The 22,235-nt window shown below is 69.8% G+C and carries 18 protein-coding genes and 1 pseudogene; 10 read left to right on the top strand and 9 right to left on the bottom strand.

Translation table 11 applies throughout. From position 1 onward, the window contains the following. Positions 1–210 (top strand): annotated as a pseudogene (locus tag V7Z82_RS16335) (ABC transporter permease); the annotation flags it as partial. An 83-nt stretch (positions 211–293) separates the two neighbouring features. On the opposite strand, the gene V7Z82_RS16330 reads toward V7Z82_RS16335, so the two are convergent. Further along, a complete protein-coding gene (locus V7Z82_RS16330) occupies positions 294–3,773 on the bottom strand; it encodes a bifunctional proline dehydrogenase/L-glutamate gamma-semialdehyde dehydrogenase (RefSeq protein ID WP_334152742.1) in 3,480 nt (1,159 codons plus the stop codon). Between the two features lie 166 nt (positions 3,774–3,939). On the opposite strand from V7Z82_RS16330, the gene V7Z82_RS16325 reads away from it, so the two are divergent. Next, entirely contained in the window at positions 3,940–4,848 is a 909-nt protein-coding gene (locus tag V7Z82_RS16325; protein ID WP_334152741.1) for a LysR substrate-binding domain-containing protein, read from the top strand. Between the two features lie 123 nt (positions 4,849–4,971). Here the strand turns inward: V7Z82_RS16325 and V7Z82_RS16320 are convergent, their stop codons facing one another. Beyond that, positions 4,972–5,559 (bottom strand): nitroreductase family protein, encoded by a 588-nt coding sequence (locus V7Z82_RS16320; RefSeq protein ID WP_334152739.1) that lies wholly within the window; start codon positions 5,557–5,559, stop codon positions 4,972–4,974. A 202-nt stretch (positions 5,560–5,761) separates the two neighbouring features. On the opposite strand from V7Z82_RS16320, the gene V7Z82_RS16315 reads away from it, so the two are divergent. Next, positions 5,762–7,273 (top strand): APC family permease, encoded by a 1,512-nt coding sequence (locus V7Z82_RS16315; protein ID WP_334152737.1) that lies wholly within the window; start codon positions 5,762–5,764, stop codon positions 7,271–7,273. Between the two features lie 135 nt (positions 7,274–7,408). Here the strand turns inward: V7Z82_RS16315 and V7Z82_RS16310 are convergent, their stop codons facing one another. Together V7Z82_RS16310 and coaBC are read right to left on the bottom strand one after the other, a co-directional pair. After that, the gene (locus V7Z82_RS16310; protein ID WP_334152735.1) at positions 7,409–9,613 is read right to left on the bottom strand and encodes an ATP-dependent Clp protease ATP-binding subunit; all 2,205 of its coding nucleotides are present in this window, start codon (positions 9,611–9,613) and stop codon (positions 7,409–7,411) included. Positions 9,614–9,689: 76 nt separating this feature from the next. Then, positions 9,690–10,904 (bottom strand): bifunctional phosphopantothenoylcysteine decarboxylase/phosphopantothenate--cysteine ligase CoaBC, encoded by a 1,215-nt coding sequence (coaBC, locus tag V7Z82_RS16305; protein ID WP_334152733.1) that lies wholly within the window; start codon positions 10,902–10,904, stop codon positions 9,690–9,692. A 105-nt stretch (positions 10,905–11,009) separates the two neighbouring features. Here coaBC and V7Z82_RS16300 point away from each other — a divergent pair, with 105 nt between their 5' ends. Next, positions 11,010–11,720, top strand: a complete 711-nt coding sequence (locus tag V7Z82_RS16300) for an NRDE family protein (protein WP_334152732.1) — start codon at positions 11,010–11,012, stop codon at positions 11,718–11,720. A gap of 56 nt (positions 11,721–11,776) precedes the next feature. Next, the gene (locus tag V7Z82_RS16295; protein WP_334152731.1) at positions 11,777–12,784 is read left to right on the top strand and encodes a LacI family DNA-binding transcriptional regulator; all 1,008 of its coding nucleotides are present in this window, start codon (positions 11,777–11,779) and stop codon (positions 12,782–12,784) included. Between the two features lie 54 nt (positions 12,785–12,838). Here the strand turns inward: V7Z82_RS16295 and V7Z82_RS16290 are convergent, their stop codons facing one another. Beyond that, a complete protein-coding gene (locus tag V7Z82_RS16290) occupies positions 12,839–13,819 on the bottom strand; it encodes a GlxA family transcriptional regulator (RefSeq protein ID WP_334152730.1) in 981 nt (326 codons plus the stop codon). Between the two features lie 86 nt (positions 13,820–13,905). Here V7Z82_RS16290 and V7Z82_RS16285 point away from each other — a divergent pair, with 86 nt between their 5' ends. Next, complete coding sequence (locus V7Z82_RS16285; protein WP_334152729.1) at positions 13,906–14,055, top strand: hypothetical protein; 150 nt, start codon at positions 13,906–13,908, stop codon at positions 14,053–14,055. 53 nt (positions 14,056–14,108) lie between these two features. After that, positions 14,109–14,723, top strand: a complete 615-nt coding sequence (locus V7Z82_RS16280; RefSeq protein WP_334152728.1) for a hypothetical protein — start codon at positions 14,109–14,111, stop codon at positions 14,721–14,723. On the opposite strand, the gene V7Z82_RS16275 is transcribed toward V7Z82_RS16280, so the two are convergent. Together V7Z82_RS16275 and V7Z82_RS16270 are read right to left on the bottom strand one after the other, a co-directional pair. Continuing rightward, entirely contained in the window at positions 14,708–15,949 is a 1,242-nt protein-coding gene (locus V7Z82_RS16275) for a glycosyltransferase (protein ID WP_334152727.1), read from the bottom strand. The two genes, V7Z82_RS16280 and V7Z82_RS16275, sit on opposite strands and share 16 nt — an antisense overlap. 13 nt (positions 15,950–15,962) lie before the next feature. After that, positions 15,963–17,168, bottom strand: coding sequence for a glycosyltransferase (locus V7Z82_RS16270; RefSeq protein WP_334152726.1), 1,206 nt, complete (start codon positions 17,166–17,168; stop codon positions 15,963–15,965). Positions 17,169–17,320: 152 nt separating this feature from the next. Here V7Z82_RS16270 and V7Z82_RS16265 point away from each other — a divergent pair, with 152 nt between their 5' ends. Then, positions 17,321–17,908: a hypothetical protein gene (locus V7Z82_RS16265; protein ID WP_334152724.1), complete on the top strand. Its 588-nt coding sequence runs from the start codon at positions 17,321–17,323 to the stop codon at positions 17,906–17,908. Between the two features lie 18 nt (positions 17,909–17,926). On the opposite strand, the gene V7Z82_RS16260 is transcribed toward V7Z82_RS16265, so the two are convergent. Continuing rightward, positions 17,927–18,337, bottom strand: a complete 411-nt coding sequence (locus tag V7Z82_RS16260) for an MmcQ/YjbR family DNA-binding protein (protein WP_334152722.1) — start codon at positions 18,335–18,337, stop codon at positions 17,927–17,929. Between the two features lie 42 nt (positions 18,338–18,379). Here V7Z82_RS16260 and V7Z82_RS16255 point away from each other — a divergent pair, with 42 nt between their 5' ends. Next, on the top strand, positions 18,380–19,741 hold the full coding sequence (locus tag V7Z82_RS16255) for a DUF2252 domain-containing protein (RefSeq protein ID WP_334152721.1): 1,362 nt from the start codon (positions 18,380–18,382) through the stop codon (positions 19,739–19,741). 39 nt (positions 19,742–19,780) lie between these two features. Beyond that, the gene (locus V7Z82_RS16250) at positions 19,781–21,079 is read left to right on the top strand and encodes a glycoside hydrolase 5 family protein (protein WP_334152720.1); all 1,299 of its coding nucleotides are present in this window, start codon (positions 19,781–19,783) and stop codon (positions 21,077–21,079) included. Positions 21,080–21,090: 11 nt separating this feature from the next. Here V7Z82_RS16250 and V7Z82_RS16245 read toward each other — a convergent pair whose 3' ends face one another. Beyond that, positions 21,091–22,104: a LacI family DNA-binding transcriptional regulator gene (locus V7Z82_RS16245; protein ID WP_334152718.1), complete on the bottom strand. Its 1,014-nt coding sequence runs from the start codon at positions 22,102–22,104 to the stop codon at positions 21,091–21,093. Between the last annotated feature and the right edge of the window lie 131 nt (positions 22,105–22,235).

Genomic DNA, 22,235 nt, shown 5'->3' with positions numbered 1-22,235 from the left:
ACGATCATGTCGTACGTGCCGTTCTCGGCCCCGGTCGGGATGCCGATGCGCCTGTTCGTCGGCGAGGCGCAGTGGTGGGAGCCGCTGCTGAGCCTCGCGATCCTGCTCGCGAGCTGCGTCGCCGCGATCGTGATCGGCGCGAAGATCTACGAGAACTCGCTGCTGCGCATGGGTTCGCGCGTGAAGCTGGCCGAGGCGCTGCGCGGCTGAGGCCGCACCGCACACACGAGACCCCCTGTCACGAGCACGTGGCAGGGGGTCTCGTCGTCAGCGCATGATTCGTCGGCGCAGCGTCAGATCACGCCGTCCGTCAGTCCGGTCGGGTTGCCGAAGCGGTGGTTCGTGATCGAGACGGCTTGCTCGTGCAGGAACGGCAGGATCTCGACGCGGCCGGCACCGGTCACGGCGTGCGACCAGACCGCGACGTCCGGCAGTCCACCGAGCGCCTCGAACAGCGCAGAGGCGTCGCCGCCGACGAGGCGGACACGCGCCCAGCTGTGCGCGGCCTTCGACACGGACTTCGCGAAGCCCTTCGCCCAGGCGGCATCCTTCTCGTGCGCGATCGAGACGCCCTGCGCGCGCAGGACCTTCTCGATGCCGGAGGGCAGCTTCGACGACGACACCGTGAACGGGCTGCCGCTGCGGAGGGCTGCCGCGAGCACGCGGACCCCCTCGACCAGCGGGGCACCCTCGGCGATGCGCACGTCGACGGCGACCGGACGATAGCGGAACAGGTTGCGCTCGACGCCGAGGCCCGACTTGTCGGTGATCGCGCCGAACTCGTCGACCCACGCGCGCTCGTCGGATGCCGCTGCGCGCAGCAGCCACTCGGACTCGACCGCATCGAGCTCGCCGGCTGCTGCGCGGAGCAGCGCGTCGACCGCTGGGGTCACGGCGGCGTCCGGCGCGACGGCCGGCAGCTCGGCAGAAGCCCACTCGCCGAGCCCGAACAGGTAGTTCGGTCCACCGGCCTTGGCGCCGGCGCCGACCGCGGAGCGCTTCCAGCCGCCGAAGGGCTGACGCTGCACGATCGCGCCGGTGATGCCGCGGTTCACGTACAGGTTGCCCGCCTCGACGCGGTCGAGCCAGGTCGCGACCTCGGTGGAGTCGAGGGAGTGGATGCCCGCGGTCAGGCCGTAGTCGACGGCGTTCTGCAGGCGGATCGCCTCGTCCAGGTCCTTCGCGACCATGATGCCGAGCACCGGGCCGAAGAACTCGGTCATGTGGAAGTACGAGCCCTCACGGACGCCGGTCTTCACACCGGGGGTCCACTGCTTGCCCTCGTCGTCGAGCTGCTCGGGCTTCACGAGCCACGACTCGCCGGCGCCGAGCTCGGTCAGGGCTGCGAGCAGCTTGCCGTCAGCCGGCTCGATGATCGGGCCCATCTGCGTCGCGGGGTCGTCGGGGAGTCCGACGCGCATCGACGAGACGGCGTCCACGAGCTGACGCCGGAACCGCTTCGAGTCCGCGACGGATCCGACGAGGATCGCGAGCGACGCAGCGGAGCACTTCTGGCCGGCGTGCCCGAAGGCGCTGCGCGCGACGTCGGCTGCCGCCAGGTCGAGGTCGGCCGACGGCGTCACGATGATCGCGTTCTTGCCGCTGGTCTCGCCGAGCAGCGGCAGGTCGGAGCGGAACGAGCGGAACAGCTGCGCCGTCTCGTACGCACCGGTGAGGATCACTCGGTCGACAGCGGGGCTCGAGACCAGGCGGGTGCCGAGATCGCGCGAGGCGAGGTCGACGAGCGCGAGCAGGTCGCGCGGCACACCGGCAGCCCACAGCGCCTCGATCATCACGGCGCCGCAGCGCTGGGTGAGCTTGGCCGGCTTGATGACGACGCCGGAGCCGGAGGCGAGTCCGGCCAGCACGCCGCCGGCGGGGATCGCGACCGGGAAGTTCCACGGCGGGGTGACGACCGTGACCTTCGACGGGATGAACTCCGCGCCGGAGACGGACTCGAGGTCCTTCGCACGCTCCGCGTAGTAGTGCGCGAAGTCGATCGCCTCGCTGATCTCCGGGTCGGCCTCGGCGATCGTCTTGCCGGCCTCGTGCGCCATGATCTCGATCAGCTGGCCGCGGCGGGCGGAGAGCTCGTCGCCGGCTCGGTGCAGGATCTCGGCGCGCTCCGCTGCGGGACGGGCCGCCCACTGCGCTGCGGCAGCCGTGGCTGCAGTGAAGATGCCGTCCAGCTGCTCGGTCGTCTCGACACGGGCGGCCGCGATCGCGTCCACGCCGAGCGTCGATGCGACCGAGCGCTGCAGGATCTCGCGACCCCAGGCGCGGTTCGCACCGAGCGCCGGGTCGGTGTCGGGCTGGTTGTGGAACGCGGTGGTCGGCGTCGCGGCATCCGCTTCCGTGGTCCGGTCCTGCACGCGGTTGGATGCCGGCACGGAGCGGTCGGCCTCGAGCGCTGCGAGTGAGCGCTCGAAACGCTCGCGCTCACGGGTCAGCAGGGTCGGGTTCGAGGCCAGCTCGAAGACCGCCGACATGAAGTTCTCCTGGCTGGCGTTCTCCTCCAGGCGACGAACGAGATACGCGATCGCGACATCGAACTCCGCCGGGTTCACGACCGGCGTGTAGAGCAGCAGACGACCGACGTCCTTGCGGACCGCCTCGGCCTGACCGGTCGCCATGCCGAGCAGCATCTCGTACTCGACGAGCGAGCCGCCGTCGACCCCGCGGGCCTGCGAGAGCAGCCAGGTGTAGGCGATGTCGAACAGGTTGTGGCCGGCGACGCCGATTCGGACGGCGTCCAGACGCTCGGGCGTGAGCGACCAGTCGAGCACGCGCTTGTAGTTCGTGTCGGAGTCCTGCTTGGTGCCGTAGGTCGCGAGCGGCCAGCCGTGCACCGCGGCGTCGACGTGCTCCATCGCGAGGTTCGCACCCTTCACGACGCGCACCTTGATCGGAGCGCCGCCCTTCGCCCGGCGGGCGGCAGCCCACTCCTGCAGGTGCTGCATCGCGCCGAGCGCATCCGGCAGGTACGCCTGCAGCACGATGCCGGCCTCGAGGTTCTCGAGACCGGGCTGGTCGAGGATGGCGGTGAAGGCGGCGATCGTCAGATCGAGGTCGCGGAACTCCTCCATGTCGAGGTTGATGAACTTCTGGGTCCTCGAGCCCGTCGAAGGGCCCTTCGCCTCTGCCTTGGCTGCCAGCTCATACAGCGGGGTGAGCTTCTCGACGACATCCGCGACGGCCTCGTCGAACGACCACATCGACAGCTGGCTGACGACGCTCGAGACCTTGATCGAGACGTAGTCGACGTCGTCGCGGGCGAGGAAGTCACGAGTTCCCTGCAGGCGGTGGCCTGCTTCGCGCTCGCCGAGCACGGCCTCGCCGAGGAGGTTGAGGTTGAGGCGGTTGCCGCTCTTGCGCAGCTTCGCGATCGCGGGGCCGAGCTTCGATGGCGTGGCGTCCAGCACGAGGTGGCCGACCATCGCGCGCAGCACGCGGCGCGAGATCGGCACGACGACGCCGGGGAGCTTCGGCGCGAAGAACCCGCCGGTCTTGATGGCGCTGCGCAGCACCCAGGGCAGCAGCGTCGGGGTGATCTCGGAGATCTCGGCGAGCTTGCGACCGGCGACACTCAGGTCTTCGGGGCGCATGACACCGTCGACGAAGCCGACCGTGAAGTCGAGGCCGCGGGGATCCTTCAGCACCTCGGCCAGACGCTGCGCTGCCGGCTCGACGGGGTGGGTCTCGCTCTCGGTGAGCCAGCGCTGCACGACGGCGGCGACCTCTGAAGTGCGGGGGGTGGTGTCGACGGCGGTCATCGGCGGATCCTCTTCGTTTGTGCTGGCACCCAGTCGGGATCGCACACCTTCGGGTCGTGTGCGGCTGGATCATTGTCATCCGCCGCAGTAGGCTCCGTCTATCAACCAATTCGAGTGAGTTCTGTTCAGTCGTACTGAACGAAAGAATGAAGGGACCGCATGCCGCATGCTCGACGTGAATCGTCTGCGGATGCTGGTCGAACTCAGCCGCCGCGGAACGCTCTCGGCGGTCGCCGACGCCCTCTCCTACAGCAAGGCATCGGTGTCGCAGCAGCTCAGCGCGCTCGAGCGCGACGTCGGCGTGCCGCTGCTGCGCCGTGTCGGCCGCGGCGTGCAGTTCACGCCGCAGGGCAACGTGCTGGTCGCCGAGGCCATCGGCATCCTCGACCAGCTCGAGCACGCCCAGGTCGCGGTCGCCGAATCGCTCACGGAGGTGACAGGCACCGTGCGGATCGCCGTGTTCCAGTCGGCGGCGCACTCGCTGCTCCCCCGCGCGCTCGACGCCCTGAAGGCGCAGCATCCCGCCCTGCGCGTCGAGGTCACCGAGTGCGACCCCGAGACCGGCCTCGTCGGCGTCTCGAGCCGCGACTTCGATCTGATCCTCGCCGAGCAGTACCCAGGGCACACCCGCGCGATCCATGCCGACCTCGACCGCGTGATGCTCGCGCACGACACGATCGCGCTCGCCCGGCGTGCCGGCACGCCCGATGCAGCGGATGCAGCGGCGGCGCTGTGGGCGACCCGCGAAGAGCCGTGGGTGCTCGAGCCGGCCGGCACCGCCTCCCGTGCCTGGGCTGAGCAGCTCTGCCGCACCGCCGGGTTCGAGCCCGACGTGCGGTTCGAGATCGCCGACCTCACGGCGCACATCCGCCTGATCAGGGCCGGTCTCGCGGTCGGCCTGCTGCCGGAGCTCGTGTGGGCGGGCGAGACACCCACTGTCGCACTCTCACCGCTGCCGTCCGAACCGCGTCGCGAGATCTTCTCCTCCACGCGGCGGGTGTCGGTGGCGGCTCCCTCGATCCGCGCGGTGCGGCAGGCGCTGGCATCCGCGGCCTCGCACAACCTCCTCGACTGAGGAGGTCGTACGAGGCCCGGGCGCTCAGCTGTTCGACTGCTCACGCGCCCACTTGCTCACGCGCCCAAATACTCAGGCCGCTGCATTGCTCAGGCGCTCAGTTCGTTCAGGCGCTGGGTTCGTTCAGGCGCTGAGGATCACGGTCTCTGCGATGGGGCGACGGACGCGCGGGGCGACCTCGCGCTCCTGCAGCACCTCGGGCAGCGTGGCGACGTCGCCGAACTCGCCGACGGCGAAGACCGTGGCGGGCACGAAGCGCTCCTCGAGGTCGGCGAACTCACGCACGACCTCCGGGTCGAAGCCGCTCATCTGGTGCACGACGAGACCGTCGTGGTGGGCCTGCACCGAGAAGTGCGCGACGGCCTGGCCGAGGTCGTAGAAGGCGTGCGTGATCGGCGTGCCGTCGGCGGCGGCGGTCTCGGCGATCGCGACGACGAGCACGGCGGCGTTGCGGGCCCAGGTCTGGTTGAAGCCGACGAGCGAGTCGACGACCTGCGCGTGCAGGGCGGTGCCGCGACGGGCGACGATGAAGCGCCAGGGCTGCGAGTTGCTGGCGGAGGGGCTCCAGCGAGCGGCCTCGAGTGCGGTCGCGAGCTTGGCCTCGTCGATCGTGTTCTGCGCGTCGTAGGCGCGGGGGCTCCAGCGTCCGGCGAGGACGTCGAGGACGGGGTGCTCGGTCGGTGCGGTGCGATCGATGACGGGATTGCTCACGGGAGTGCCTTTCAGAAGGAGTCGAACCGGACTCCATCGTCCGCGTACACGTTGGCACAACCGGTCCATGCACGCGCATATTCCCGGATGCCGATGTGTGACGCTCCATCTCGTCGAGTGACGTGCTCAGCGGATGTCGTGGGCCCGGGTCTCTCGCCGACGCTCCTGCGCCGGCGACAGCCACCCTCCTAGAATCGTCCGCATGGCGATTCAGCGAAGGATCAAATCCGTCGAGCAGTCGATGGCGGAGACGCACGACGAGAAACGTTCCCTGAGACGTTCGCTCGGCGTCTGGGACCTCGCCGTCATGGGCGTCGCGGTCGCGGTCGGCGCCGGCATCTTCTCGGTGGGCGCCGAGGCATCCGCTCGCCACGCCGGCCCCGCCGTCATCATCTCGTTCATCATCGCCGCTGCCGTCTGCGGCCTGGCGATCCTCTGCTACGCGGAGTTCGCGTCGTCGATCCCCGTCGCAGGCTCGGCGTACACGTTCACGTACTCGACGCTCGGCGAGTTCCTCGCCTGGATCATCGGCTGGGACCTCATCCTCGAGATGCTCATGGCCTCGGCCGTGATCGCCAAGTACTGGGGCGTCTACCTCGGCGACGCGGTGTCGCTGTTCAACCTCCAGATCCCGATGTCGATCCAGATCGGCCCGGTCGCGTTCGACTGGGGTCCCGTCGTCATCGTCGCGATCTTCACGCTGCTGCTCGCCCTCGGCACTCAGCTGTCGAGCCGCGTGAACAGCGTGTTCACCGTCATCAAGGTCGCCATCGTGCTGTTCGTGATCGTGGTCGGCCTGTTCTTCATCAACGGGGCCAACTACTCGCCCTTCGTGCCGCCGGCGCAGGACGGCGCGGCGACCGAGAGCGTCTGGACGCAGTCGCTGTTCTCGTTCATGACCGGATCGGATCCCTCCATCTACGGCGTCTTCGGCATCCTCAGCGGTGCGGCGCTCGTGTTCTTCGCGTTCATCGGCTTCGACGTCGTCGCCACGAGCGCCGAGGAGACGAAGGACCCCAAGCGCACGGTGCCGCGCGGCATCATCCTCGGCCTCATCATCGTGACCGTGCTCTACGTGCTCGTCGCGATCGTGATCACCGGCATGGTCTCGTACACCGAGCTCGCGAAGCTCGACGAACCGTCGCTCGCGAGCGCCTTCGAGCTCGTCGGCGCGACCTGGGCCGCGCAGGTCATCGCGATCGGCAGCCTCGTCGGCCTCACCACCGTCGTGATGGTGCTGCTGATGGGTCTCGCCCGCGTCGTGTTCGCGATGAGCCGCGATGGCCTGCTGCCCCGCGCGCTCAGCGTCACCGACAAGAAGCGCGGCACGCCGATCCGCATCCAGCTGATCGTGGGCGTGGTGATCGCCATCATCGCCGGCTTCTTCGACGTGCAGGTGCTGGGCGACATGATCAACATCGGCACCCTGTCGGCATTCGTGCTCGTGAGCATCGGTGTGCCGATCCTGCGCAAGAGCCGCCCTGACCTCGAGCGCCCGTTCACGGTGCCGCTGTCGCCGTGGCTGCCCTGGATCTCGGCACTGGCGTGCTTCTGGCTCATGCTGAACCTCAGCACCGAGACCTGGGTGCGCTTCGCGATCTGGCTCGCGATCGGCATGATCATCTACTTCGCCTACTCGAGGCGGAACTCGATCATCGGGAAGGAACTGGCGAACGACGCTCTCGGCGGCATCCGCCAGAAGCCGCTTTCCTGACCTTCGACGGGCTCAGGGACCCGACGGGACAGGCTCAGCGCCCCGACGGGACAGGCTCAGGGACCCGACGGGACAGGCTCAGCGCCCCGGTCTGGGTCGCTGAGCCTGTCGAAGCGTCGTGCGGACCTTCGCGAATCAGTCCTCGAGCAGCTCGGCCTCGATCACGTCATCGTCGGGGTCCGGCTCCGGCGAGGTCGAGGTGAGGACCAGACCGCTGCCGTCGGCCGCGGCATCGACACGAACCGTGTCGCCGTCGCGCACACCGCCCGAGAGCAGTGCCGTCGCGAGCTTGTTCTGCACCTCGCTCTGGATGAGCCGACGCAGCGGACGCGCTCCGAACATCGGATCGTAGCCGCGCTCGGCCAGCCACGACCGGGCATCCGGTGTGACCGCAAGGGTGAGCCGACGGTCATGCAGACGCTGGTGCAGCTGATCGATCGACAGCTCGACGATCTGCGCGAGGTCGTCCTCGCTGAGCGCGGAGAACATCACGATGTCGTCGAGGCGGTTCAGGAACTCCGGACGGAACGCCTGCCGCACGAGCGCCATGACCTGCTCCCGTTTGTCGTCGGGCGACAGCACCGGGTCGATCAGGATCGGCGAGCCGAGATTCGACGTCAGGATCAGGATCACGTTCGTGAAGTCGACCGTGCGCCCCTGGCCGTCGGTGAGCCGACCGTCGTCGAGCACCTGCAGCAGCACGTCGAAGACCTCGGGGTGCGCCTTCTCGACCTCGTCGAGCAGCACCACGCTGTATGGGCGACGCCGCACGGCCTCGGTGAGCTGGCCGCCCTGCTCGTAGCCGACGTACCCCGGTGGGGCGCCCACGAGCCGGGAGACCGCGTGCTTCTCGCCGTACTCCGACATGTCGATGCGCACCATGGCGCGCTCGTCGTCGAAGAGGAAGTCGGCCAGCGCCTTCGCGAGCTCGGTCTTGCCGACACCGGTCGGCCCGAGGAACAGGAAGGATCCGGTCGGACGACCGGGGTCGCTGATGCCGGCGCGCGAGCGGCGCACCGCGTCGGACACGGCCTTGACGGCATCCTTCTGCCCGATCAGCCTGCGGCCGAGCTCGGACTCGAGGTGCAGCAGTCGCTCGCTCTCGCCCTGCAGCAGGCGACCGACGGGGATGCCGGTCCACGCTGCGATCACGGCGGCGATGTCCTCGTCGGTGACCTGCTCGTTGACCATGCGCGGTTCGTCGCGCGTCGCGGCCTCGGCTTCCTCGGCCTCGGCGATGTCGCGCTCCAGGCGCTTGATGGTCTCGTACTCGAGCTTCGAGGCTTTCGTGTAGTCGGCATTGCGCATCGCGAGGTCGCGCTGCGTGATCGCGTCGTCGAGCTGCTTCTTCAGGTCACCGACCCGATTCAGCCCTTGACGCTCGCGCGCCCAGCGGGCCTCGAGTTCGGCGAGCTGCTGCTCCAGGCCGACGAGCTGCTCGCGCAGCGCACTGAGACGCTCCTTCGACGCGGCGTCCTTCTCGCGCTTGAGCGCGAGCTCCTCCAGCTTCATCCGGTCGACCTGGCGCTTGAGCTGGTCGATCTCGACCGGCGAGGAGTCGATCTCCATCTTGAGCCGAGACATCGACTCGTCGATCAGGTCGATCGCCTTGTCCGGGAGCTGCCTGGCCGGCAGGTAGCGACTCGAGAGCGCGGCGGCGGCGACGAGCGCGCTGTCGGAGATCGTGACGCCGTGATGCGCCTCGTAGCGACCCTTGAGCCCGCGGAGGATCGCGATCGTGTCCTCGACGGTCGGCTCGCCGACGTAGACCTGCTGGAAGCGGCGCTCGAGCGCGGCGTCCTTCTCGATGAATTCGCGGTACTCGTTGAGCGTGGTCGCGCCGATCAGGCGCAGCTCGCCGCGGGCCAGCATCGGCTTCAGCATGTTGGATGCCGCGACCGAACCCTCACCGCCGCCCGCGCCCATCAGCACGTGCAGCTCGTCGATGAACGTGATGACCTGCCCGTCGGACTCGGTGATCTCCTTGAGGACCTGCTTCAGTCGCTCCTCGAACTGCCCGCGGTACATGGCGCCGGCCACGAGGGCGGAGATGTCGAGCGTGATCAGCTCCTTGTCCTTCAGGGACTCGGCGACGTCGCCGGCGACGATGCGCTGGGCGAGCCCCTCCACGACGGCGGTCTTGCCGACGCCGGGTTCACCGATGAGCACCGGGTTGTTCTTCGTGCGGCGGGTGAGCACCTGGCTGACGCGACGGATCTCGCTGTCTCGTCCGATCACGGGGTCGAGCTTGCCCTGCCGTGCGCGGTCGGTGAGGTTGATCCCGAACTGCTCGAGGGCGGACTGCTGGTCGTTCTGAGAACTGGTCTGCGGGGTTGCCATCTGTTCCTCCTGAGGAGACTCCTTCTGTTGCTGTCTCGGTCACTGCCGCTCAAAGTTGAGTCGACTTGACTCAAGTTTAGCGCATGTCAGTCACCGCGCGCCAGATGGCTTTCGCCACTTCGCGCTTGGTCCCCGACGCCGCGCCGACCACACCGCCGGCGTCTCCGATGATCTCGACCGCGTTGTCGGACCGCTCGAAGCCGTGCTCGGCGTCCGCGAGGTTCACGGCGAGCAGATCCACGCCCTTCCGCTCGCGCTTGCGGCGAGCGCGCTCACGACGCTCACCGGCATCGGTCAGCGTCTCGGCAGCGAACGCGACGATGATCTGCCCATCGGGCGCCTGCCCCGCAGTGCGAGCTGCGGCGAGCGCCGCGACCACGTCCTCGTTCTCCACGAGATCGAGGCGTGTGAGCAGCCCCTGCTCCTTCGTGAGCTTGTGCTCGGCCACAGCAGCCGGGCGATAGTCGGCCACGGCGGCCGCCATGATCACGGCATCCGCTGATGCAGCCGCCTCCGTCATCGCCGCCCCCAGCTCTGCGGCGGTACCGACGCGCTGCACGCGGATGGACGGATGCTGCGCCACCGCCAGCACCTCGGCGTCGACGTGCGCGGCGACCAGCACGACCTCTGCCCCGCGCGCGGCGGCCTCTGCGGCGAGCGCGGCTCCCTGGCGCCCGCTCGAGCGGTTGCCGAGGAAGCGCACCGGATCGATCGGCTCGCGAGTGCCACCGGCCGAGATCGCGACCCGGAGCCCGGCGAGGTCCTGCGGGGCGAGCACGGCGAGCGCCTGCTCGACGATCTCCTCGGGCTCCGACATCCGCCCCGGTCCCGTGTCGCCGCCGGCGAGCTCACCCTCGGCCGGACCGACCAGGTGCACGCCACGTGACCGGAGCGTCGCGATGTTCGCCTGTGTCGCGGGATGCCGCCACATCTCGGTGTGCATCGCCGGGGCGATCACGACCGGGGCGAGCGTCGCCAGCAGCGTCGTGCCGAGCAGATCGCTCGCGAGGCCCGCGGTCATCGAGGCGATCGTGTTCGCGGTCGCCGGCGCCACGATCACGAGGTCGGCGGCCTGCCCCAGGGCGACGTGGCGCACCCTGGCGACGTCGTCATGCACGCTCGTCGTCACCGGATGGCGACTGATCGCCTCCCAGGTCGGCGTGCCGACGAAGCGCAGCGCGTCATCCGTCGGCACCACGGTCACATCATGACCCGCCTTCGTCAGCAGGCGCACCAGGTGCACGGACTTGTAGGCGGCGATACCGCCAGTGACTCCGACGACGATGTTCACCCTTCCGATTCTGCCGCAGCAACAGCGCGAGCGGGTCGGAACCTGCGCGCCGAGCGCCACCGCAACGCGGATCCACTCCGAGATGAGCGACCTAGAATTGCCCGTGTGTGCACAGTCGTGATCGATGTCGAGGATGCCGCGTCCGCACGACTGCTGGCGGTGCGCGATGAGGACCCGCAGCGCGAGTGGGATGGTCTCGGCCCGTGGTGGCCCGAGCAGTACCCCGGCGTGATCGGCATCCGCGACCGCCGGGCGGGCGGCGCGTGGCTCGCGGTGAACCCCGCCGAACGACGGCTGGCCGTGCTGCTCAACCGCGCCCATGTGCGCGATCTGCCCGAGGAGCGGGCCGTGTCGCGCGGCTCCCTCGCCCTCGAATCCGTCAACGGCCGCTCCCCCGCCGGCGCGCTGCCGATGCACGGCTTCAACCTGCTCGAGGTCGGCCCCGATGGCGCTCGAGTCGTGTCCTGGGACGGCGTGACCCTGCGCGCGACCCCGGTCTCCCCTGGCACCCACATGATCGCGCACGACGACCTCGACGATGCCGTCACCCCGCGCATCCAGACCTGGTTGCCGCGATTCCGCGCGCTCGCGCCCGCCGCTGAGCGCGACGACTGGGCGCACGACTGGATCACCCTGCTCGCGGAGAGCGCCGAGCTGGCCCCGGAGGACGACCGCGCGATCATCCGCGACAACCGGCCGCACGGCTATCCCACGCAGTCACTGCTGTACGCCACCGCGTCCGTGACCCCCTCCGGGGTCGATGTGCACGATCACGCGCTGCCCTCGCCTGCCCACTGGGACCACGGGACTGCGTAGTCATCCGCGGGATCATCGACGTTACGATGGGAATCCCGGCCGGAAGAGGAGCGACCATGCCGCCCAAGTCACGCGGAGTGACGAGCATCGACGTCGCCAAGGCGGCAGGCGTGTCGCAGACGACCGTGTCGAGGATCGTCAACGGACACGAAGGGGTGTCCGAGCGCATCCGCGCCAAGGTCGAGGCGGCCATCGAGCAGCTCGGCTACCGGCCGAACCTCAGCGCGCGGAGTCTGGTCACGAGCCGCACGCAGACGATCGGCGTCGTGCTCGGCGATCCCCGCAACAGCTACTACGCCGAGCTGCTGCACACGATCAGCGACGAGCTCTCCCGAGCGGGCTATCGGGCCCTGATCCTCAGCGGTCGCGCCGACACCACGGAGGACCTCGCCAGGACGCTCTGGGAGACCAACGTCGACGCGGTCATCCTCACCACGACGCTGCTGCCGGCGGATGACGAGGGACGCATCGTCTCGCTCGGCGTCCCCTCGGTCACGATGGGTCCAGGCACCGCGCCTGAGACGGCGACGATCTCGCCGGACAACCTCGAGGGAGGGCGGATCGCCGGCCGCCACCTCGTCTCGCTCGGGCACCGACGCATCGGGGTGATCGCCGGACCGCTGGGGGCGGCATCCGTCGCCGACCGCCACGACGGCTTCCTGCAGGAGCTGGATGCCGCTGGCGTGACGTTCGACGACGACCTCCTCGACGTCGCCGACCTCGACTACACCCGCGCCTTCCAGGCAGCGACCCGCCTGCTGCAACTGCCGACGCCGCCGACCGCGCTGTTCTGCCACAACGACCTCGTCGCCTTCGGAGCGCTCAACGCCGCGACGGCACTCGGGGTCTCGGTACCCGGGGACGTGTCGATCCTCGGCTTCGACGATGTCGCGATGTCGTCGTGGGAGGCGTTCGATCTGACCACGGTCCGTCAGCCCATCACCGAGATGGCACGCGGCGCGGTCGAGCTGACGCTCTCGCTGCTCGACGACCCGACGCAGGAGCGCGCGCACCTGGTGCTGCCGTGCACGCTGGTCGAGCGCTCGACGACCCGCCGACTCTGAGCTGCCGCCCCGCTTCTCCCTCCGGTGACGGGATGGGAGTCAGGCTGATGGGAGTCAGGCTGCCGACTCCGCGCCGGCCGTCTCCTCGGCGCAGGAGAACCGCGAGCGGTAGGCGGTCGGGGTGAGCCCGAGCACGCGCGCGAAGTTCTGCCGAAGCACGGCCGCCGAGCCGAAGCCGCACTCCTCGGCGATCTGCTCGAGCGGCAGATCGGTGCGCTCGAGCAGGCGCTGCGCCTGGATGATGCGCTGCCTGGCCAGCCATGCGGCCGGCGTGGCACCGTACTCCGCCTTGAAGCGGCGGGCGAAGGTACGCGGCGACATCAGGGCGCGCGCCGCGAGCTGTTCGACGCCGAGGTCGTCACGCAGGTGCTCGACCGCCCAGTCAGCGACGGCCGAGAGCAGGTCGTTCGGCACCACGGGCAGCGGGCGGTCGATGAACTGCGCCTGACCGCCGTCGCGCTGCGGTGGAACCACCATGCGACGAGCGATGCGGTTCGTGAGCTCTGCGCCGAGCTCCTGACGCAGCAGGTGCAGGCAGGCGTCGATGCCGGCCGCGGTGCCGGCGCTCGTGATGATCTTGCCGTCCTGCACGAAGAGCACATCGGGGTCGATGTCGATCTGCGGGTACATCTCCGCCATCACATCCGAGTACATCCAGTGGGTGGTCGCCCTGCGCCCGTCGAGCACGCCGGCGGCTCCGAGGATGAAGGATCCGCTGCACACGCTCATGACCCAGGCGTCACGGGCGACCGCATCGCGCGCCACGTCGAGCACGAGCGGGTCGATCCGGTCCCAGTGCGATCGCGGCAGCGGGCAGAACACGACCAGGTCGGCCTCGTAGGCGAAGGAGAGGTCGTGTTCGACGTTGACCGAGAAGCCGATCTTCGACGGCACGACGCCGATGCGGGGAGCCACCACACGGAAGTCGAAGTTCGGCACGCCGTCATCGGAACGATCGAGGCCGAACGCCTCGCAGGCGACTCCGAACTCGAACGGGGCGAACCCGTCCTGGATGATGCAGGCGACCGTCTTCATGCGCACTCCCGAGTTGGCAGTTTTCCTTCGATACGCGTCTATTCTGCCACTCGTGGCCGATCGACGTCGATCGTAGTGTTTCTGCCATGCTACTCCTCATCGCACTCGCCGCCCTCGTTCTGTGGGCCACCATCGCCACCGTGGTCGAGCTGCGCCGCGACGGCTATCGGCACCAGCCCACCGACTGGAGCCGGGTCTCCGGACACGAGCCGGAACTCACGCGCTCGAATCGCTGACCGGGCACTCCTCCCCCTCCCGCTCACGCGCCACCGCGATTACGCTCGTGCACATGAGCGAGCCGCAGCAGCCTCCCGTCCCGCCGACGCACCAGCCGCCGCAGGCGCCACCGGCACCGCCTGCCGCATCGCCGCTCCCGGCGGACCCGCAGTACCCCGCGGGGCAGCAGTATCCCGCCCCGGCGGGGCAGCACCCGTTTGCAGCGCAGTACCCGGCGGGGCCGCCGAACCAGGCCCCTCAGCAGTACCCGTCGCAGCAGTACCCGCCGCAGCCCCAGAACCCGGCGCCGCAGCACCCAGCGCAGCAGTATGCGATGCCGCAGTATCCGGTCGGCGCTCCGCCCGCCCAGGCAGCTCCGGGCAACCCGCTCGGTCGCGTCGCGTTCATCGTGGCGCTGCTCACGCTCGCCGTCGGACTGCTGATCTCGCTGCTGCGCCCCTTCATGTACTACGCGGCGGACTTCTCGGTCTCCGGCATCAGCGTGCTCGACGGACTCGGCAGCGTGCTCACGCTCGCCGGCGCGATCGCCGCCCTGATCCTCGGGTTGGTCGCGGTGCGCCGCCCGGCGCCGCACCTGCTGGCCGGCATCGCGATCGGAATCGCGGCCTCGCACATCACCAGCATCGTGATCGGCTGGATCGCGTCGCTGTTCTACCGCTTCTTCTGATCGGCAGCCAGCACGCGCCGGTAGACCTCGACCATCGCACCGGTGCGCGAGGACTGCCGGAATCCCTCGACGACGGCCGGCACCGGGGTCGGGGCGGCGCCCGCCGCGATGTCGGATGCCGCCTCGCGCAGCGTGCGCGCGAGGGCTGCGATGCGCTGCGGCTCGGCAGCATCCGCCTCCGGCACCGCCCAGAGCCCGCCGCCGAACTCGGCGGCGATGTCGGGATCGCAGATCACGGAGGGCGTCCCGAGCGTCGCCGCCTCGAAGGGCGTCATGCCCTGGGTCTCGAAGCCGATCGACGTCTGCACGAGCGCGTCAGCCGCCGCGATGCGCGCCAGCGTCTGCGGGTAGCTGAGGCGCCCGGCGAATCGCACGTTCGAGAGGCCGGCGACGACCTTCTCGGCCGCAGCGCGCTGACCGCCGCCGCCGATGATCTCGAGCTCCGCGTCGACCCCGGCAGCGACGAACGCTTGCAGGAAGGGCAGCAGCCGCTTCTCCGGGCTCATGCGCCCGAGCCACACGAACCTCGGGCGACCCGGCTCGCGCTCCGGAGGCGCTGCTGCGAGCGTGGCGTCGCGCACGTCGTCATCGATGCCGTTCCAGATCACGTCGACCGAACCGAAGACACCGTGCTGCTCCAGCCGTCGCGCGAAATGCGTCGACGGCGCGGTGACGGCGGATGCTCCGGCGGCGAGTCCCTGCAGGAACGCCCAGCCGTCCGAGCCTCGGACAGGGGACGCCCCGATGCCGCGCATCGCGCTGCGTCGCCAGAGATTCAGCACCGCGAGCACCGGGCGGTGCAGCGGCGTGACCGCGGCGATGCCGACATCGACGCGGTTGTGCATGGTGTGGACGACGGGGATGCCGTGGCGCCGCGCGAAGCGGTGCCCGATGAACGCGCCCCAGAAGTCCGCCTGCACGTGCACGAGGTCGACGGGAGGCCGGCGGGTCATGGCGCGGTCGAGGAAGCGGTCGGTGCCGCCCCCGGGCCAGGTCATCGAGTACTCGCGGTCGAGCGTGATCGGCATCGACGGGAGATCCAGATCGCCCGCGGCTGGAGCACCCGCGGACACGGCCGCAGTCGAAGCGCGCTTCCCGTGCATCCGCGGAGCGACGACGGTCACGGTGTGGCCTGCGCGCTCGAGGAACTCCCGTTGCAGCCGCATCGAGACCTGCGCACCGCCGAGCGAATCGAGGTGCTGATCGCCGAAGAAGACGATGTGCATGCGCGCGCCTCGGCTACTCGGGCAGGGGCTGGTCGCGGTACAGCGCCTCGAACGTGTCGAGCGTGCGGTTGATGTCGTGGATGGCCACGCCGTCGAGGGACGCCTGCTGCATCCGCGCGTACTCCGCGGGCTCCGCCGTCAGCACGTCGGTCAGGCGCGCAGCGAGCTCGTCGACGTCACCCGGCGTGAACAGGTAGCCGTTCTCGCCGTCGTGCACGAGGTGCGGAAGCGCGACGGCATCCGCCGCGACGATCGGGAGCGCAGAGGCCATGGCCTCCATGGTCGCGATCGACTGCAGCTCCGCGATCGAGGCGATCACGAACAGGCTGGCGCGAGAGAGCAGCGCCCGCAGCTCCTCGTCGGTGGTGCGTCCGTGGAAGGTCACGCTCTCGGCGAGTCCGAGCTTCGCCGCGAGCGATTCGAGCTGCTTGCGCTGATCGCCGCCGCCGACCACGTCGAACCTGGTGCCGAGCGCCGGGTCGAGCTTGGTCATCGCCTGCAGGATGACCTCGACCTGCTTCTCGGCGGTCAGCCGGCCGACGAAGATGATGCGGTTCTGCTCGCGCGGGGCGATCACCGGCGTGTACTGGGTGCGGTCGATGCCGCAGCTGACCGGGATGACTCCGGAGATGTCGATCGAGCTCTCGAGGAAGTCCGCCGCTCGACGGGTGGGAGTGGTGATCGCGCGCGTGCGGTCGAAGGTGCGCTTGGCGTCGCCCCAGGCCCACTTCACGATCGCATTGTCGACGAATGTCGGCAGCATGCTGTGGTCGAGGATGTTCTCGGCCATCACGTGGTTGGTGGCGATCACGGGGATGCCGCGCTCCTGCGCGATGGACGCGAGGCCGCGACCGATCACGATGTGCGACTGGATGTGCACGACGTCGGGCTGGACCTCGTCGATGATCTTGCGCACATACGGCTTCACGCGCCACGGCCACACGAAGCGCAGCCAGTCGTGGGGCGCCCAGCGCACCGACGGCAGGCGGTGCAGCGTCATCGGCTCGCCCTCGATCACCTCGGTGTGCGGCGTCGCACGGCGGTATGCCACGTTCGGCGCCACGACGTGCACGTCATGGCCGCGCTGGACGAGTCCGGCGGCGAGACGCTCGGCGAAGCGCGCGGCTCCGTTGATGTCGGGGGCGAAGGTGTCGCAGCCGATCAGGATGCGCAACGGTCGCTCCGCGGGAGCACTCGGATCAGAGGGGGAAGAAGACATGCTGCCTTACGGTACGGCGGCCAAGGAAAGCCCTGGTCGGGGCGCTGGCCACTCTACCCGAGCGCCCTGCGCGTCGGACTGAGGCGTACCGGCATCCACCATCACTTCGCCTCACTCCGGCATCCCCCAGCCGGAACCCGTACCGTTGAGTCATGCGACTGACTGCCGACGCCGATCCAGCGCTGTGGATCCCCGTGACGGACTCGCTGGGCTGGCGAGGGCGACGCCACCGCAAGGCGGCGATCCGGATGCTGCTGGGGCAGGCGAACACCGCCCTGGGCGCCACCGAGCGCCCCGGCTCGCGATTCGGTGCGTGGGCGATGAGCCAGGCGGCGCCGTTCATGATGAAGCAGGCGGACGGCCGCGTGCTGGTGTGGACGTGGAAGGCGGAGCCGGAGCTGATCGTGGCGATGGCGACCGCGCAGCAGCTCACGCCGGACATCCGTATCGCCCGGGCATCGATGCCGATGGAGTACGACGACACGGTGTCGTTCCCGACACGTCTCGGCGTGGGCGAGAAGCTGCTCGTGCCGATCCCGTCGACGCCGACCGCTCCCCCGTTCGCGACCTACACCTGGGACACCGGCACGCACCTCGTGACGCTCACCGCGATGTGCAGCGACCGTGAGCGCTTCGGCGTGCTGACCGGCGCACTCGACGATCTCGCGCGCAGCATCCGCATCGCCGATGACCTCACCGGCGGCGAATCCCCCGACGTGCTGCGGCTGCCGCCCGCCTGAGTCAGGACCGCGCGCCACTCACTCGAGCCCGCGTTCGGCGAGCCAGGCCCGAGCGACCTTCGCCGGCGCCCGAGTCAGCCAGGCATCCGTGATGATCTCCTCGAGCCGATCCCGGTCGACCGCATCCAGCCGCACGAGCAGCCCGGGGTAGCCGTCGAAGTGCGGGATCGTGAAGCAGATCTCCGGGGATGCCGCGAGCAGCTCGTCCTTCTCCTCCAGAGTTCCGACGCGCACCGCGATCACCTCGCCGTCCGGCCACTCCCGTCCGAGTTCGGCCAGCTGTCGCAGATCCGTCGCTCGCGGACCGCGCACGCCTGCGAACTGCCCGCTCGTGACCCGCCACGCCGGATCTCCCGTGTGCCCGTTCGCTCGCTCCTCGACCTCGGGCAGGGCGAGTGCGATCTCGCGCACGTCATCGATGGTCGCCATGCACCCATCGTCTCCCCCGCGCCCGCCTGCCACAATGACCCCATGCACGAGTGGACTCCGCCGGCCTCGCGCCGCGCCCTCCTCGACCGCGGCGTCGCCGCCCGCAAGCGCACGCCTCGCCGCGCGCTCGCCGAACTCCCCACCGGTCGACGCGATCCGCTCGGCATCCTCGACGCGCAGAACCGCGACCGCATCCCCGAGCTGGTCCCGCTGCGCACCGAGCGCATGTCGGCGAGCCCGTTCGCGTTCTATCGAGGAACAGCGGCGCTCATGGCCGCCGACCTCGCGGATGCCCCGCACAGCGGCATCCTGGTCGCGTCCTGCGGCGATGCCCATGTGTCGAACTTCGGCTTCTACGCGTCAGCGCAGCGCAGCCTGCTGTTCGACCTCAACGACTTCGATGAAGCCGCATGGGCGCCCTGGGAGTGGGACGTCAAGCGACTCGTCGCGAGCATCGTCGTCGGCGGGCAGGCATCAGGCAGAACGGATGCCGTGATCAACGAGGCCGTGCTCGCAGCGGTCGCCGCCTACGCGCGAGGCATCGAGCGGGCCACCTCCCTCAGCCCGACCGCTCGGTACTTCACGCACTTCGATGTGGAGTCCTCGCGGAGCATGCTCGACAAGGCCTCGCAGAAGGCGACCCGCAACGCTGTCAGGCAGGCACAGCGTCGCACCGGTGAGCGCGCGGTGCTGCGGCTCACGGAGGAGGATGGCGCAGGACGCCGCCGCTTCCGCCACGAGGCGCCGACCATGACTCCGGCCGGCCCCGACGTGCTCGACCGCGTGCACGACCTGGTGGCGCAGTATCGACGCACAGCGACCCCCGACATCGCGCTGCTCTTCGAGCACTTCGCGGTGAGCGACGTCGCGCGCCGTGTGGTCGGGGTCGGCAGCGTGGGCACTCGCTGCTACCTGGTGCTCTTCCAGGACGGCGAGGGCAGCACCGTCCTGATGCAGCCCAAGCAGGCGTCACGCAGCGTCCTGGTCGAGTACGGCGGGATCGAGCAGCCGGCGGCGTTGCAGGCGCTGATCGAGGCCTCCGGTGAGGGCGCGCGGGTCGTCTCGATGCAGCGCATCCTGCAGGCGCTCTCGGATCCGTTCCTCGGCCACCTGCGCGGACCGGAGGCCGACTACTACGTGCGGCAGTTCCACGACATGAAGGGGAGCATCGAGGTCGAGGAGCTCGAGGACGGGCCCTTCGTCACCTACGCGCAGGCCTGCGCCGCGACGATCGCCCGCGCGCACAGCCAGTCCGTCACGGCATCCGTGGTCGCCGGCTACCTCGGCAGCGGGCGGGTCGTCGGGCAGGCGCTGCTCGAGTGGGCGCGCGCCTACGCCGTGATCTCGCTCGCCGATTTCCAGGCGTTCCGCGCCGCCGACGGACCGACGACCCACCCGAGCTAAACCGGTATAGTGGGCGCAACTCACCGGAAGGGATCCCCGATGACCACCCCCGCCCCGCTGCGCTTCGGCGCCAACTACACGCCGCGATCGCAGTGGATGCACGCGTGGATGAAGCTCGACCTCGACGAGGTGCGCCGCGACTTCGCCGCCCTCGCAGAACTCGGCCTCGACCACCTGCGCATCTTCCCGCTGTGGACGGTGCTGCAGCCGAACCGCACGCTGATCCGCGCCGAGGCCGTCGACGACGTGCGCGCCGTGGTCGACGTCGCCGCCGAGTTCGGCCTCGACGCGAGCGTCGACGTGATCCAGGGGCACCTGTCGAGCTTCGACTTCATCCCCTCGTGGCTGTTCACCTGGCACGACAAGAACATGTTCACGCACCCGGACGCCCTGAGCGGTCAGGCCGAGCTGGTCACCCGTCTCGGCGAGCGCCTCGGCGATGCCTCGAACTTCCTCGGCTTCACGCTGGGCAACGAGACGAACCAGTTCTCGGCGCAGACGCACCCCTCCCCCTGGCCGGTCACCGAGGCGGATGCCGCGAACTGGATCACCACGCTGCTCGACGCCGCGCACGCCTCCGCCCCGGCGCAGCAGCACGTGCACAGCGAGTACGACGCCGCCTGGTACATGGACGGCCACGGGTTCACGCCCGCCCTGGCCTCGCGCCTCGGCGACATCACGACCGTGCACTCCTGGATCTTCAACGGCACCGCCCAGAAGTACGGCGGGCGCTCCGTGGCATCCGATCGTCATGCCGAGTACATGATCGAGCTGGCGCGGGCATTCGCGACCGACCCGGCCAAGCCGATCTGGCTGCAGGAGGTCGGTGCCCCCTCGAACTGCCTCACGCCGGAGCAGACCCCTGACTTCCTCGAGGCGACGCTGCGTTCGGTCGTGCGCACCGACAACCTGTGGGGCGTCACCTGGTGGTGCTCGCACGACGTGAGCCGCAGCCTCGCCGACTTCCCCGAGCTCGAGTACACGCTCGGTCTCGTCGACCAGAACGGCGAGGCCAAGCCGATCGGACGCCGCTTCGCCGAGCTCATCCCCGAGCTTCGCGAGCGGCGGCCTGCGCCCGCCCGTACGCTCGGCATCGTGGTCGAGGTCGACGAGGCCGAGACGCCGGTCAGCCGAGGAGCGATGAGCCCTGGCGGCACGATCTTCCAGGCCTGGGTCGACGCGTGCGAGGCAGGAGCGGACCCCGCGTTCGTGACGTCGCGGGATGCGGACGACCCGGCAGTGCTCGCTGCGCGCGGCATCACCGAGCTGGTGCGTCCGGTGGTCGAACCTTGGACATACGCCTCGCAGAACACGGTCGTCGAGCACCGGGCGGTCTAGCAGGCGTCCGTCTAGCTGAGCGAGGCCGTGCTGTCGCGCGCCGTCAGCGTCGGCACGGCGGCGGCTCTATCGGAGAGCACGTCCGGCGCGTCGATCTGCTCGAGCAGGAACGTCGCGGCGTCCGCCCCGAGGCCGAAGGTGTCTCGCGTCATGCAGGTGATCGACGGATGCACGAGGGCGGCGACCACGGAGTCGTCGAACGATGCGATCGACAGGTCGGCCGGCACCGGGATGCCTCGCTCCTGCGCGGCACGGAGTCCGGCGATCGCCATCACGTCGTTGTCGAACACGACGGCGGTCGGTGGCGCTGGACGGTCGAGCAGTTCGCGAAGCGCAGCGGATGCCGCGGCCGGCGACGAGTCCGTCGCGACGACCTGCACCCGGGTGGCCATCCTTGTGAGCACCTCTGCACGCAGCGTCGTGTGCTGGAACTCCGCAGGGCCGGCGATATAGGCGATGTCGCGGTGCCCGCGTTCGATCAGGTGCGCGAACAGGGTGCCGGCGACGCGGCGGTCGTCGATCCAGAGCGTGGCCGGGTCGCCGGGCAGGGAGGCGACGCTGCCGATGACGATCGCAGGCAGGCCCAGTGCACGCAGCGCCGGGAGTCGCGGGTCGTCGTTGCGCGGATCGATCACGATGACACCGTCGACCTGATGCGCGCTGCACCAACGGCGGTAGGTGGCAAGCTCCTCGTCGACCGAGTCGACGAGGGCGGTCTGCAGTGCGGTGCGATGGGGCGCGAGCGCGGACTGCACTCCTGCGATGAGGTCGGTGAAGAAGGCCTCGGCGCCGAGCGTGCGGGCCGGGCGGTTCACGGCGAAGCCGATGACGCCGGCGCGCGCGCCGGTCAGCGCCCTGGCCGTCGAGCTCGGCAGCCAGTCGTGCTCGGCGGCGACCGCGAGGATGCGCTGCCGAGTCTCGTCGCTCACCCCCGGGCGGCCGTTGAGCGCGAACGACACGGCACCGGGTGAGACACCGGCGAGGCGCGCGATATCGGTGATCGTCACGCGCTTGGCCGGGGGCATCCCCTCACTGTAGCGATCCGTTCGGACCACTCCTGCTGCACCGGATCGGAAGAGCTCGACACGGAGCTGATGAACCTCGCGACGCGCTTCCGGCGCTCGCAGTCGCCGTTCGGCCCAGACGATCAGCGGGG

This window comes from Microbacterium sp. (assembly GCF_036823965.1).
Classification (GTDB): domain Bacteria; phylum Actinomycetota; class Actinomycetes; order Actinomycetales; family Microbacteriaceae; genus Microbacterium.
The sequence above is the reverse complement of the archived record's forward strand: the minus strand, read 5'-3'. Positions and strand labels throughout refer to the sequence as shown.